Source organism: Synechococcus sp. PCC 7336 (assembly GCF_000332275.1).
Taxonomy (GTDB): Bacteria; Cyanobacteriota; Cyanobacteriia; order Thermostichales; family PCC-7336; genus PCC-7336.
The window spans coordinates 4,780,976-4,794,182 of the sequence record NZ_CM001776.1 but is presented as its reverse complement, the minus strand read 5'-3'; the positions used below and the strand labels follow the sequence as shown (position 1 = coordinate 4,794,182).

General features: G+C 55.8%; 12 protein-coding genes. 7 read left to right on the top strand and 5 right to left on the bottom strand.

From position 1 onward, the window contains the following. Positions 1 to 666 precede the first annotated feature (666 nt). The gene (locus SYN7336_RS22675; protein WP_026101246.1) at positions 667 to 2,322 is read left to right on the top strand and encodes a phosphatidic acid phosphatase; all 1,656 of its coding nucleotides are present in this window, start codon (positions 667 to 669) and stop codon (positions 2,320 to 2,322) included. 154 nt (positions 2,323 to 2,476) lie between these two features. On the opposite strand, the gene SYN7336_RS22670 is transcribed toward SYN7336_RS22675, so the two are convergent. Further along, a complete protein-coding gene (locus SYN7336_RS22670; RefSeq protein WP_026101245.1) occupies positions 2,477 to 4,018 on the bottom strand; it encodes a bifunctional pantoate--beta-alanine ligase/(d)CMP kinase in 1,542 nt (513 codons plus the stop codon). A gap of 91 nt (positions 4,019 to 4,109) precedes the next feature. Further along, entirely contained in the window at positions 4,110 to 4,223 is a 114-nt protein-coding gene (gene petG, locus SYN7336_RS29380; protein ID WP_071590921.1) for a cytochrome b6-f complex subunit V, read from the bottom strand. Positions 4,224 to 4,322: 99 nt separating this feature from the next. On the opposite strand from petG, the gene SYN7336_RS32805 reads away from it, so the two are divergent. The 4 genes from SYN7336_RS32805 to hisG all read left to right on the top strand — a co-directional run bounded on the left by SYN7336_RS32805 (position 4,323) and on the right by hisG (position 7,749). Next, the gene (locus tag SYN7336_RS32805; protein ID WP_255346688.1) at positions 4,323 to 4,448 is read left to right on the top strand and encodes a hypothetical protein; all 126 of its coding nucleotides are present in this window, start codon (positions 4,323 to 4,325) and stop codon (positions 4,446 to 4,448) included. 34 nt (positions 4,449 to 4,482) lie between these two features. After that, positions 4,483 to 5,730, top strand: a complete 1,248-nt coding sequence (locus SYN7336_RS22665) for a 4-hydroxy-3-methylbut-2-enyl diphosphate reductase (RefSeq protein ID WP_026101244.1) — start codon at positions 4,483 to 4,485, stop codon at positions 5,728 to 5,730. A 94-nt stretch (positions 5,731 to 5,824) separates the two neighbouring features. Continuing rightward, positions 5,825 to 7,078: an ATP phosphoribosyltransferase regulatory subunit gene (locus SYN7336_RS27380; protein WP_051039863.1), complete on the top strand. Its 1,254-nt coding sequence runs from the start codon at positions 5,825 to 5,827 to the stop codon at positions 7,076 to 7,078. Beyond that, positions 7,075 to 7,749 carry an ATP phosphoribosyltransferase gene (hisG, locus tag SYN7336_RS22655; RefSeq protein WP_017328236.1) on the top strand — a complete coding sequence of 225 codons (675 nt, stop codon included), beginning with the start codon at positions 7,075 to 7,077 and terminating at the stop codon, positions 7,747 to 7,749. The genes SYN7336_RS27380 and hisG overlap by 4 nt, the downstream gene beginning before the upstream one ends. 88 nt (positions 7,750 to 7,837) lie before the next feature. Here hisG and SYN7336_RS27375 read toward each other — a convergent pair whose 3' ends face one another. Continuing rightward, positions 7,838 to 9,658: a mechanosensitive ion channel family protein gene (locus SYN7336_RS27375; protein ID WP_017328235.1), complete on the bottom strand. Its 1,821-nt coding sequence runs from the start codon at positions 9,656 to 9,658 to the stop codon at positions 7,838 to 7,840. Next, positions 9,655 to 10,860 carry a hypothetical protein gene (locus SYN7336_RS27370; protein WP_017328234.1) on the bottom strand — a complete coding sequence of 402 codons (1,206 nt, stop codon included), beginning with the start codon at positions 10,858 to 10,860 and terminating at the stop codon, positions 9,655 to 9,657. Before SYN7336_RS27370 ends, SYN7336_RS27375 begins: the two co-directional genes overlap by 4 nt. Positions 10,861 to 11,053: 193 nt before the next feature. On the opposite strand from SYN7336_RS27370, the gene SYN7336_RS22640 reads away from it, so the two are divergent. Next, positions 11,054 to 11,386: an arsenosugar biosynthesis-associated peroxidase-like protein gene (locus tag SYN7336_RS22640; RefSeq protein WP_017328233.1), complete on the top strand. Its 333-nt coding sequence runs from the start codon at positions 11,054 to 11,056 to the stop codon at positions 11,384 to 11,386. Between the two features lie 38 nt (positions 11,387 to 11,424). Then, positions 11,425 to 12,573: an arsenosugar biosynthesis radical SAM (seleno)protein ArsS gene (arsS, locus tag SYN7336_RS22635; protein WP_017328232.1), complete on the top strand. Its 1,149-nt coding sequence runs from the start codon at positions 11,425 to 11,427 to the stop codon at positions 12,571 to 12,573. A 13-nt stretch (positions 12,574 to 12,586) separates the two neighbouring features. Here arsS and SYN7336_RS28435 read toward each other — a convergent pair whose 3' ends face one another. Next, a complete protein-coding gene (locus SYN7336_RS28435) occupies positions 12,587 to 13,078 on the bottom strand; it encodes a rhodanese-like domain-containing protein (RefSeq protein ID WP_017328231.1) in 492 nt (163 codons plus the stop codon). Between the last annotated feature and the right edge of the window lie 129 nt (positions 13,079 to 13,207).

Genomic DNA, 13,207 nt, shown 5'->3' with positions numbered 1-13,207 from the left:
TCACTAGTTATCTTCAAGTGTTGAGTGTTTTCTGTACGGAAAGAATAAATTCATATTCGTAGAAATTCATCCAAGGTGGCTTACAATGGCGTCGATTTTCCTGAAAATGCGCAAATCAAACTACGCCTACACAGGGATCTAGAGGGGGCTCGAAAGGATCCAATAGATCGTAGCCCTCTGCCTGCAAGGGATATGGCGGTTTTTGCAAAACTAAGTTTTTCTGACTAGGCATGTTTTGGTATTTGAGTGTGCTGATTATCACAGCCGAATATTCTTATGAGAGATTAATCTATTGAAAGGAAGGTAAGCTAGATTCAAATACTCTAATTTTTCATCTCAATCTATTGGTTTTCTGGATCGGCAGATTTGCCTGGGGTATCATCTGTGAAATTAAGATTCCAGAATCGCACGATATTTGCATTTGTTGCGCTAGAGACCGATTGAGTAGCTATGCAAGAATGGCAGATTAGTTTTTACGCATAGCTCTTAGAAGCCTAGGATCTATGTGTTTTTTGAGCCCTTGCCAGATCTAGGGTTAGAACTTGGATGTATTGCCTATCTAGGCTGCTGCTCAATCCAAACTTCTCACTTACTCTATTCGACCATTTTTCAGACAGAGTATTGTTACTTCTCAAACAATCGAACAACCATAATGGAGATTTTATGATGGCTAATTCCCAACAAGGTAATTCAGGTAAACAGAATTTTAACGTTCGCCGGAAAGATGCTAGAGCCATTCGCAATGATGTGGAACGAGAGGCATTTGACGCATTCGAAACCACGCCTCCCGAGACCAACGGAGATGAAGCACGGTTTGATTCACTCGACCTCCCAGGCTTCGCTTCTTTCACAAAAGCCCTGAGCCACAATTCAGAAGACGGTTTGGTGGACCCAGCCTCGTTTACTTCGCTGCTGGATGCGATCGAAGCAGAAACTCAGGCAGCATTTGAGGATGTCCAGCTCGGTGGCGGCGTTCGCTTGCTCGCCAATCCCCTCAATACCTATTCATTCCAGCTCATTGGCAACGACTCGAATGGGGCGCGCATGGCAGCGGCCCCTGCCTTTGACAGCCGCAATACCGCTGTCGATATGGTCGAGCGCTACTGGATGGCCCTGAGCCGGGACGTCCCCTTCGACCAATATACGACTAGCCCGCTCATCGCCGAAGCCTGTGCGGATCTCAATAACCTTGGGTTCGAGCAAGAGTTTGGCTTCGTTTGCACGCCAGACAACATCTTCAGAGGGCCTTACGAGGGCTGCGATGTCGGCCCCCACGTCTCCCAGTTTCTCTTGCAGGATTTCGATTTCGGCAATCAACCCATTCGTCAGTTGCAACGCTATCCGCAGGAGGGTCTCGATTTCATGACGGATTTCGAGACCTGGCTTGCAGTCAATAACGGAGATGTCGATCCGACCGGCGACGATGTCCTTGTCGGGACGCGCTACATCATAACGCTGCGGGATGCCGGTCAGTGGGTCCATATTGATTTTCCCCATCAATCCAGCCTCTGGGCCACCATTATTTTGCTGGGGAAAGCCGCGGCGATCTCTGCCGCCAGCCCCTACGCCAGTGGAGCCATCACCACTTCTGATGCCTTTGGCAGCCTCGGCGGCCCGGACATTACGATCCAGAGTGGATTTGCCGCTGTCTACGGACTCAAGCATGCCTGGTTCCAAAAGTGGGGTGTCCATCGACGCCTTCGCCCGGAAGTTTACGGGCAGCGCCTCGAACTGTTCCGGCGCGGCATTTTGGGTCAGCCCTTCGACGCTCGCTTCAACGAGCTGTTTGGTGCGGGTGCAGACGTTTGGCAGACCACCACAGTGCTCGAACGCATCCTCGAACACAATAAGGCCCAGAACGTTACCTTCAATCGCGGAGATACGGATGGCACCTGGTTGCTGCCGATGGGATTCCCAGAAGGCTCCCCCACCCACCCCTCCTATCCAGGCGGACACTCCGCCTTCATCGCTGCTGGCGCGACGATTGCGAAAGCGTTTTTCGCCGACGGCGTAATTTCCGATCCGGTGGTGCCGACAGCAGACGGTCAGGGATTGGTGCCCTTCAACGGTCCGCCGCTGACGGTGCATGGCGAGCTCAACAAGCTGATTGCAAACGTCACTCTGTTCCGCGATGGAGCCGGGATGCACTGGCGCACGGACGGCACCACCGCTGGCAATCCCGGTACGGCGATTGCGACGGGCGGCAACCTGCTCGGAGAGAATATGGCAGTCAGTATGCTGCGCGATGTCAAAGTCACTTACCGAGAAGAAGTGGGGCCATTTCAGTTCGATAGCATCACTGGCGCTCCCATCCAGGTCTGAAGCGTGACTGAGCGTTAGTTGCAAGGGGGACTGCCTCGAGCGGTCCTCTTTTTTGGCGATCGCCCCTCTGCAAGTCCCCAATAATACTCTCTATGGCATTACCTCAATGAGTCTAACCAGAGAGTCGCCAAGAGAGACATAATGAACGGTATTTTTATTGACTCGTGTGAGGCAATTGCCTGTAAAGCTCTGCGATCTGTTCCACCACTTCGTCCTGCGTCAGACCGTCGGTATTGACTGCTATCGCATCTGCCGCCTGCTTGAGGGGAGCCATCGCCCGCTCGCTGTCTTTGCGATCGCGCTCCCGAATCTGCTGCTCCAATTCCTCTAATTGAATTGAACTGCCTGCCCCCTGCAAATCTCGCAGTCGCCGCCGCGCCCGCTCCTGCGGCGAAGCGGTCAAAAAGATTTTCAGTTCGGCATCGGGAAACACCTGCGTGCCGATATCGCGCCCTTCCATCACCACACCGCCAGCACGCCCCATCTGCTGCTGCACATCCAGTAAAACCTGTCGGACTTGCGGTAGCGCAGACACTGCCGAGACCTGTGCAGTTATCTCTGGCGATCGCACCTCAGCAGTCACTTCCCGCCCGTTCACCCAGACTCTCGTCAGCAAAGCCACATCTTCGGGTGCTTCTAAGCGAATCTCGGCTGATGCAGCCAAGCGGGCGATCGCCGCTCCATCCGTCACTGGCGTGCCCGTGTCTGAGACCAGCCAGGTTACAGCCCGATATAGAGCTCCCGTATCCAAATAGCGCAGGTTGAGGGCCGCCGCAAGGCGTCGGGCCACCGTCGATTTCCCCGCCCCAGCAGGGCCGTCGATCGCCAAAATCGGCTGGCGCGGCACTTCGAGCATGACGTTATCGATCGGGCGGGTTTGACCCACCCATGCTGCTGTTGCCAACAGTCCGCGCTCCTTTATCGTGTCGACAATGGGTTGCAAGGTTTCGGGATTGACCAATTCCAGGTACTGCACTTGCAAGCCCAACTGTGCATCGTATACGGCTCGGGCGGTTTTCAGCAAAGTGTCGACTCGGCGATCGCCTGCTGCGAACTGCTGCTGGGCGGCAAACAGACCGCGCGATAGGGCCAGTGCCGCCCAGCGTTCCTGCGGGCTCAGGTACTGATTGCGAGAGCTGAGGGCCAGTCCCTCCGGCTCCCGTACAGTCGGGCAGCCAACAATGGCGATCGGCCAATCTAAATCTCGGACCATACGGCGAATCAGAGCTAACTGCTGGGCATCTTTCTGACCGAAATAGGCCCGCTGGGGCTGCACGATATGCAACAACTTCGCCACAATCGTCAGCACCCCTTCAAAGTGGCCGGGACGCCAGGGACCGCACAAATGCTCCAGCATCGCCGCCGGGGGAATCACTTGTGTCACTGCCGCCGGATCGGCATTGGCAAGCATGACACTCGCCTCGGGGGCAAAAACAATATCCGCACCAGCATTGCGACAGATCTCTAAGTCACTGTCGAGTTGGCGCGGATAGCGATCGAAATCCTCGTGGGGGCTGAATTGCAGCGGATTGACAAAAATGCTGACAACTGTAATATCGCAGTCTCCCACTGCGCGATCGAGCAGGCTGAGGTGCCCCCGGTGCAGCGCCCCCATCGTTGGAACGAGCCCCACTCGGGCAGATCGCTCTGCCACTAATTGACAGCGTAGGTCGGCAACAGATCGAGCCAGATGCATGTGCAATACAAATGCCGGACTGCATCAGAGTCACAGGAGGGAAACCATTTGTCAAATGGAGCACATTCAGCCCGAATCGAGTGGGAGGTCGTTACAGACCGAAGGTGTTGCTGCGGCGGTATTGGGTATAGGCAGCGACGAAAAGACCAATTAGGGTGACCGCAACCATGCCCAGAACGATGCCTAGCAAAAGAGGTTCAACCACGAAAATTCTCCTGTTTAATTCGACTTCAATGTGATGTTCGAGCGGCAAGCGCGATGATGTTACTGCGGCAAGCACGATGATGTTACTGCGGCAAGCGCGATGTCACTGCGGCCCGATCTTCTCTGTAGACTAACCCATTGTTACAGACTGCGATCGCCAGTGGCGATCGATGGGCCGCGCGATTCAGGCTACCAAACCAACAACACGACCCGCATCTTGGCGTAAGCTGAAACTAGTTTTGGCTGGCTGCACCTCCGCAATGACTGAATCCACCGCTTCCGCCACTAGCAATCCTAAAGCCCTGCGACAGACCCTGCGTCGGTCCGACACCTACTATGCCAAGGGGTTTCCCGAACTGCAAGAGACCATTCGCGACGAACTCCAGACACAGTACAAAAGCACATTGGTCGAAACCATCCGCGCCAACGGCTACACCTACACCCGAGGAGATGTCACCATTAAGCTGGCTCAATCCTTCGGCTTTTGCTGGGGGGTAGAGCGGGCGATTGAATACGCCTACGAAGCCCGCCGTCGCTTCCCCGATCGCCAGTTGTGGATCACCAACGAAATTATTCACAATCCCCAAGTGAACCAGCAGTTGAGCAACATGGGCGTTCGGTTTGTGGTGCAACAGGACGGCGTTAAAGACTTCTCCAAAATTTCTCCAGGCGATGTCATCCTCTGGCCCGCATTTGGAGCCAGCCTGCAAGAGATGGAATTTTTCCAGCAAAACGGCAACGAAATTGTCGATACCACCTGCCCCTGGGTCTCTCGCGTTTGGAACCAGGTGGATAAGCACCGCACCCGCGAATTTACCTCCATCATCCACGGCAAATACGCCCACGAAGAAACCATCGCCACCAGCTCTTTTGCCGACAAGTACTTAATCGTGCTGGATATGGAGCAAGCCCGCTACGTCGCCCACTACATCCTTCACGCTGCAGACGACCCAGCCGCACAGCCCGAACTGCGGACAGAGTTTATGCAGAAATTTGAGAAGGCGATGTCGGCAGGCTTCGACCCCAATACCGATTTGGAGCGGGTGGGCATTGCCAACCAAACCACGATGCTGGAAGGGGAAACGAAGGCGATCGCCAAATTGTTCGAAACCACCATGCTGCGCAAATACGGTCCGCAGGAATTGGACGATCATTTCATTAGCTTCAACACCATTTGCAATGCCACCCAAGAGCGTCAGGATGCCATGTTCGAGCTAGTTGAAGAACCGCTCGATCTGATGGTGGTGATTGGCGGATTTAATTCTTCCAACACCACCCACCTGCAGGAAATTGCCACCGCCAAAGGGCTCAAGTCCTTCCACATTGACGGTCCTGCCTGTATTCGCGACGACAATAGCATTCGCCACCAAACCCTGCACGGCGGCATTCAAATCAGCCAAAACTGGTTGCCCGCAGGTGCGATTGCGGTCGGGGTTACCTCGGGGGCATCCACTCCCGATCGCATGGTGTCCGATGCGATCGAACGGATTTTTCAACTCAAACAATAGGGCTTCTGCAGCCCTCCCTCCCCAAAACTCCTCGCCAATCTCGTCCGAGAGCTTGGTAGATTGAATCTGGCTCGGACTGACTCGGACTTAGGCCATGACAAAATCCACCTTTCACCGTCCTCCATCGGGGGCGCGGGATCTCCTCCCGCTGGACGTAGCGCAGAAGCAATGGGTGGAAAAACACCTCCGCCAAACCTTCCGGCAATGGGGCTATCGCCGCATTATTACCCCTACACTAGAGCGACTGGATACCCTTGTGGCCGGAGGAGCTGTCGATCCCGATACGGTGCTGCAGTTGCGCGATAGCGAAGGGACAACCCTGGGGTTGCGACCGGAACTGACCGCCTCGATCGCCCGTGCCGCCGCCACTCGCATGGCGGGTGCGGCCCTGCCCCTACGCCTCTACTACAACACCAATGTGTTTCGCAATACGCGCCACGAAAAGGAGTTTTTCCAGGCGGGGGTAGAACTGATTGGCGCACCGGGGTGGTTGGCCGATGCTGAAGTGATACTACTGTTGGCAGACTGCTTGCGGGCCTTGAATTTAGATAATTGGACGCTGATTTTAGGGGAGGTGAGCCTGACCCAAAGCCTGCTCGGTGCCATCTCTCCCTCCGCTCAGCCGCTGGTGCAGCGGGCCATTCTCGAGCTCGATCGCGTCGGTCTCGAAACTGCCGAAATTCCCGAGCGCGATCGCCAAGCCGCCTTGCAGGTGCTCGACTTGCGCGGTCAACCCCAACAGGTCTTCGCCCAACTGCAAGGGATGTCGTTACCCAGTCAGCAGCGACGGCGGGTGCGAGATCTCGAACGCTTGTGCGGGGTTCTGACCCAGCAGGAGGTGCCCCTCGTACTCGATCTCAGCCTGCTGGAAGGGTACCGCTACTATACTGGCATGATGTTCGAAGCAGTCAGCGGGACCGAACAATTGGGCTTGGGCGGTCGCTATGACTCGCTATTCGGTCTCTACAGCCCTGCAGGCGAACAACAGGCAGGGATTGGTTTTTCTCTCACTTTGGAGGCGCTGCAGCGGGTGTTGCAGTCTACGGGCCAACTGCCCGATGGCTTGACTGCACCCCAGACCCTGCTGGTGCCCCTCGACGCTGCCGCCGTCCCGGCGGTGTTGCGGCTGGCGGCGGAATGGCGATCGCAATCCCCCGAGCACAGCATTGAAATCGAATTATTGGGGGAGTTTGCCACTGCTCGGGGCAATCGCACCCCTGAAGAGATTGCTGCCTACGCCCGAACCTGCGGTATCGCCGAAATTACTTGGGTACAAGCTGACGGCAGCCACCACAGCACCACCACCCACCTGTCTGCCGTCACGCGCTTGCAGGAGGCCCTGTCATGACCGTCACTGTAGCTTTAGCGAAAGGGGAATTACTGGCAGGAGGGATTGCCCTGTTTCAACGGGTGGGCATTGACTTCAGCCAACTGCTCGACAAAAGCAATCGTCTTTTGCGAGTCACCTCCCCCATCAGTCCCGATGGCAATCGCTACGAAGCCCTGCTGGTGCGCACCCACGATGTGCCGGTCTATGTGGAATACGGTCAGGCTCAGTTGGGTGTGGCAGGTTACGACGTGTTGCGGGAAAAGCGAGCTCGTGTCGCTCAATTAGCCGATCTCAAGTTTGGCGGCTGCCGCATGTCAGTGGCGGTTAAGCAAGATAGCTCCTACACGTCTGCTCGGGACCTACCTCCCAACGCTCGTATTGCCTCCAAGTTTGTCAATTGTGCTGCCGACTATTTCGAGGGGTTGGATCTACCGGTGGAAATAATCCCCCTCTACGGGTCGGTGGAATTGGCTCCACTGACAGGAATGGCAGAGGCGATCGTCGATTTGGTGGCCACCGGCCGCACCCTACGGGAAAACGGGCTGGTGGAGCTGGAATGTATCTACGAGAGTACTGCCCGTTTAGTGGCCCATCCCATTAGCTATCGCGTCAACAGGGGCAACCTTGCCGCACTGGTGGCTCGCATTCGCGACAGCGCGATCGAGTCCAGCTACAGCAGTCTGCGTTGAGCAACCATCGGCTCGAACTGACTTATCGCGATCGCCTCAACGGCAATCGTTAGATTGAGCGATCGCTCGCACAACGTCTTTGCCCACCTCACTTGCCCTCCCGACCGGACGATCGCAGTGTCACTAATTGCTGCAATTCACTCTCATTCAGACTCTTGTCTAACGTCCGCAGAGGCGATTCAAACCAGATCGATCGCTGCGGGAACGGGATGGAGATGCCTGCGCGATCGAGGGCCTTTTTGAGTCGCAGGCGAAATTCTCGTGCCACCGACCATTGCTTGAGGGGTTGCGTATCGATCCAAATACGGATGGTGATGCTGTTGTCTCCAAAGGCATCCACCCCAAGCACTTGAGGGTCTTGGACAATCAGCTCTTTCCAGTCGGGATCGGCAGCCATGTCATTGGCCGTTTTGCCGATTGTGGCGATCGCGAGATCGAGATCGGTGTTATAAGCCACCTCAATGCTTAAATTGGCACGCGAAAACCCATTGGTCAGATTTTCGACAGTCGAGATATTGCCATTGGGAATCACAATCAAATTGCCATCGGCACTGCGCAGTCGCGTGACGCGCAAATTGAGATCCTCTACAAATCCAGCCACACCGCTCGTGGCAATCACATCCCCCACACTAAACTGATCTTCTAACAGAATAAAAAAGCCATTGATGACATCTTTGACCAAGCTTTGAGCGCCAAATGAGACCGCCAATCCCAAAATTCCAGCCCCTGCCAAGATGGGGCCGATGTTAATGCTGAGCACCGATAGACCCACTAGAATGCCGCCACCGACAATCGCGATCGTCGCAATACTTTTCAAGACCCCCGAAATGGTCTGAATGCGTTTGGACAGGCGATCGGAAGTGCTGTCTATCCTCCAGAGAGAGCCTTCGCTGATAGCGGCAAACAGCCGGTTAATCCCCACATAGCTCGACCGCAGCAAAACATAAACTACCAGGATAACGGCAGCGAGTTGAAACAGTGAGCCTTGAATCCAGCGCAGGGCAATTAACTGCAACGGTCGCGTTTGAACGAACAGCCCCAAACCATACAAAAGACCGACCAGCCAGATTGAAATTAGCGCGAGCTGAAGCCAAAACTGGAATAGATCGTCGTGCATTTGGATGCGTTTTTTCTGCTCCTCTCGGGCCTGTTCTGCCGCAACCCGCTTGACTTCGGTTGCTTCGTCAATATTGTCCGATGGGGGGGCTTCGAGATCTTCCGATGGCGCTAAATCTGCAGTTTCCTCTTCGAGTTGCGCGAGGGTGCGTTCGTGTTGCCGGCTCGATTGCTTTTTTAGCCAACAGATAAACAGACTCGATCCCGCTAAGCCCGCGACCAAAAGCCCTGCCACAATTCCCTGTCGAACGAGATAGCGGTGCGAGCGCTCCTGTCGAGCCCGCAATAATGCGGCATCTACACTTTTGACGATCTCTTGGGCTCTCACAGGCAAGGAAACCCCTGCGATCTGAGCATCCAGGTTCGTCACGCTCATGAGATATTGACCGTCCACTTCAATCACCAGAAAGCCGCGTCCATCCTCCCGAACGGCGCGGACCTCAGGTAGCGTCGGACTGGCAACGGCCTCGCGGGCGATCGCTCGCAGTTGCCTCTCAATTTGGCGAGCGCGGTTATCGGCTGGGGAAATGGGTTCGCTTTCCTCAGGACTGGTCATCGCTGCTGGGGCCGCCACTAAAATCACTTGGCGACCGTCGAAAACTACCCAACTGGTTTCAATCTCTGAATCGAACGACTCGAACCGCGGATTGACTAACTCGTCTAGCCCGAGATCGGGGAATTGGGCCACGAATTGAGGGGGATTGGCGGCAGGGGCAGGTTGCCAACTGAACGCCAAACTGGCGATCGCCCCCAGTAGTAAGCCCACAAGCCAACGTCGATCGCGAACTTTCATATTTCCACCCAAACAGATACCGATCCTGGCTGACAGACAAACTCCCCCCACCCAGACGGGTCCGAATATACCAGATGGGAAACCTGTTCGGTAATGTCGCGGTAGGCCGCATTGGGCCGAGCTACATCCATGCGCTTCATCCCTCCCGACCGATTGCTCATGGCCACCGCCATGGTTTTGGGGCGATCGCGATTGCCCCAGCGGGTCCACCCCACCAAATGGGACTCGTCAAAATAATCTCGCTGCTCGCCATAAGCGTAGTGGGTGCGGGCCTCCATCAAGCGATCGATGAACCACTGATGGGAATCCATCACGATGTGATAAGTGTGTCCGTCTCCCCCCCTTCCTTCATACTCCGCGCCATCATAATCGGCACAGAAAACACTGGGATACCCTCCCTGGCGCAGCAAGATGAGGGCATAGGCCAGCGGCTTGAACCAAGCTTCCACCACTGAGTCGTGTATCTCTAGCGGCTGGCTGTGGTGGTTGTCCACAAACGTGACCGCTCGGCTGGAGCATTCTTGCACTAGCGTTCCCCGAAAGATTTGGCGCAGATCGTACCGATCGCCTGCGCGACTGGCGTGGTGAAAGTTGTAGTGCAGCGGCACGTCCAGCAACGCCAAGCGGTGCTTTGTTTCGCCTAGAAACCAGCGCAGCGGCCCCACATCCCCCAACCAATATTCGCCAAAGTTGAACAGCGACTTTCCAGGCAACAGCCCTCGATCTCGAGCGGTGCGATCGAGGCTGTCGAGCCAAGCGGCGATCGCCTCAAACGGCAAATCGATCGCTGCATCCAACCGAAATCCGTTCACCCCCGTTACCTCTAAAAACCAGCGGCTCCACTCCGGCAGGCGATCGCGCACAATCCCCGATTCGCCGTGAAACACAATGTCGGCATAGACCTGCATTTGTTCGGCCTGCAGTGCCTTGACGGTCGCGGCCAATTCTCCCCCCTGGTTGTACTGCCGCAATGAGGCGGCGCTAGAACCGAAGTCAGGCGTTCCTGGGTGTAGCCACGCTTCGGACAACAATTCATCGAGACCGTCCATCTGACTGACGGTATGAGCCGGGGGCAACCAAAGGGCAGTGAATCCAACTGTCGCCAGCTGTGAAGCCCGATCGGCTAGCGATTGCCACAGCTTGTTGCTAGGGGGCGAGAAGCTGTGAAAGCACTGCAGCATAGTGCCGTTGATGTCAGACATACGATCGAACAGCAGAGGTGCCCAGCTATTATGACGCCTAGACCTCGCGATCGTCAGAATCGTTGCGAAAGCCAACCTCCTCGAAGGGCGTGCAACAATCTGTCAACTTCGGATATTCTCATCGTGCTTTTAGTCAGTCACCACAGTCGTAGAGTAGTCTGGTGTGCAATCGTATCGCGAGCTTCCCAAACGCATGAGCGATTACTACAAACCAGAGCACCTGCCCAACTTCAGCAAAATCGGCGAAGGTAATCCCGAGCTAGCCGAGAAGTTTTTTGCCTACTACAATTCAGTATTTGCCGGTGGAGCGCTCTCGAAGCGAGAAAAAGCATTGATTGCCTTGGCCGTCTCCCATACCGTGCAATGCCCCTACTGCATTGAGGCGTACAGCCAGGAATCGTTGCAGCAGGGGGCCGATCTGGAGGAAATGACCGAGGCGGTGCATGTGGCCGCAGCCATTCGCGGCGGGGCCTCGCTCATTCACGGGCTGCAAATGCTCGATCGCGTCAACCAGATCTCGATGTAAGCCAACCATTCATCTAAACCGCTTGAGGACCGTTTGCAATGGAAGATATCGTATCGACCCCAGCTTGGGCTTCTGTCGATCCTGCCGCGATCGATCTCGATTCGAGCGAGGCTGGACCCAAACGGATCCTGTCGCTATTGAGACGCCGATCGCCCCTGGCCTCCCCTCAACATCAACTGGCCGTCCTGCAGGAGCTAGAGATTGCCGAAAATAGCCAATCGAGTGACTTCAAGACTGCCTTAGCCAACAGCGATTGGGCACGGCTTTCCCCCGGTACTCTCGAAATTTTTCAGATCAACATCGGCAAGTTGTGCAACATGGCCTGCCGTCACTGTCACGTCGATGCCGGCCCCGATCGCACCCGCGAAAATATGGATCGCGCCACTATCGATGCCTGTTTGGCCGCCCTCGATCGCACGCAAGCCCATACCGTCGATATCACGGGAGGAGCTCCCGAACTCAACCCCCACTTCCGCTATTTGGTGGACCAATGCGTCGCCCGAGGCAAGCACGTTATCGATCGCTGCAACCTTACCGTGCTGCTGCTGCCGGGGCGACAGGATTTACCTGCATGGCTGGCGGATCGCGGTGTAGAAGTGGCTTGCTCGCTGCCCCACTACCGCCAGCGCAATACCGATGCGCAACGGGGGGACGGTACCTACGAGCAATCGATTGAAGCGCTCAAGCGACTCAATGCCGCTGGCTACGGTCAAGGAAACCCCAAACGACGCCTGACCTTAGTAACCAATCCCGTCGGCGCGTTTTTAAGCCGCGATCGAGAGCGCGCGGAGCAAGAGTGGAAACAAGGGCTAGAGCGCAACCACGGCGTCACGTTCGATCGCCTAATCGCCATCAATAACATGCCCATCTCTCGCTATTTGGAATGGTTGCAAGAGTCAGATAACTTGCAAAGCTATATGGAATTGTTGGTGAATGCGTTCAATCCGGGGGCGATCGAGGGGTTGATGTGCCGCAATACCCTCTCCATTGGCTGGGATGGCCGCATCTACGATTGCGATTTCAATCAAATGCTGGATTTGGAATTAGCATTGCCGGACAAACAGCGCCCCACCATCCACAATTTCGATCCAGAATTATTGGCCCAGCGAACTATTGTGACCGATCGCCACTGCTTTGGCTGCACGGCAGGGGCAGGCAGTTCCTGCGGCGGGGCAACTGAGAAGTAATTCATGGCTCCAGCTAAAATAGGCGGTTTGCAGCTAGAACTTCTGTATCCCGTTCGGCGGAGACTTCCTGTCGCCAAGCTCGAATGCCCCCAGCCAGACTGCTGGCATCTATACCGACTTCGGCCAAGTACTGCTGTGCCCGAGCGGACCGAACACCTCGCTCGCAATACAGCACTACCTCGGGTTGCTGTCCGGTTTCCCGTTGCACTTCTGCCACGAGTGCGCGCAATTGTTCTACTCCAGCCTTCGATCGCAATTGCGGCAGTGGAAGTAAGGCACTTTCGCCAATGCGATCGCGCTCGTATTCCCAACCAAAACGCACATCTACCAGCAGAATCGGTTGCGGCGCAGGGGTAGCAATTAGTGCGATCGCCTCGACCTCGGGCACGCCATTCGCATCAAACCGAGCCCGCACATCGTAGGCGGCTACCCCCGCAGAGAGTGCAGCAACGAGAACGGCTACGCTCAATCCGATGGTTAGGGGACGAGAGGTCCATTTCGTCACGGGCTTACCTCCAACTCCTGTCATGCCAGCAGATCGCGATCGCTGTTCGTGGGTACTCTCGCTAAGGTAGAATTCACCGGACGGAGATGTACTCAAGCACAGCCGACAGCCTAAACCTCCGTTCCGGTG

What these genes read in the sequence shown, in the direction of transcription:
- arsS (WP_017328232.1), top strand. Translation starts at nt 11,425, where the DNA reads ATGGAAGATATCGTATCGACCCCAGCTTGGGCTTCTGTCGATCCTGCC.
- SYN7336_RS22675 (WP_026101246.1), top strand. Translation starts at nt 667, where the DNA reads ATGGCTAATTCCCAACAAGGTAATTCAGGTAAACAGAATTTTAACGTT.
- SYN7336_RS27380 (WP_051039863.1), top strand. Translation starts at nt 5,825, where the DNA reads ATGACAAAATCCACCTTTCACCGTCCTCCATCGGGGGCGCGGGATCTC.
- SYN7336_RS32805 (WP_255346688.1), top strand. Translation starts at nt 4,323, where the DNA reads ATGTCACTGCGGCCCGATCTTCTCTGTAGACTAACCCATTGTTACAGA.
- SYN7336_RS22640 (WP_017328233.1), top strand. Translation starts at nt 11,054, where the DNA reads ATGAGCGATTACTACAAACCAGAGCACCTGCCCAACTTCAGCAAAATC.
- hisG (WP_017328236.1), top strand. Translation starts at nt 7,075, where the DNA reads ATGACCGTCACTGTAGCTTTAGCGAAAGGGGAATTACTGGCAGGAGGG.
- SYN7336_RS22665 (WP_026101244.1), top strand. Translation starts at nt 4,483, where the DNA reads ATGACTGAATCCACCGCTTCCGCCACTAGCAATCCTAAAGCCCTGCGA.
- SYN7336_RS22670 (WP_026101245.1), bottom strand. Translation starts at nt 4,018, where the DNA reads ATGCATCTGGCTCGATCTGTTGCCGACCTACGCTGTCAATTAGTGGCA.
- SYN7336_RS27370 (WP_017328234.1), bottom strand. Translation starts at nt 10,860, where the DNA reads ATGTCTGACATCAACGGCACTATGCTGCAGTGCTTTCACAGCTTCTCG.
- SYN7336_RS27375 (WP_017328235.1), bottom strand. Translation starts at nt 9,658, where the DNA reads ATGAAAGTTCGCGATCGACGTTGGCTTGTGGGCTTACTACTGGGGGCG.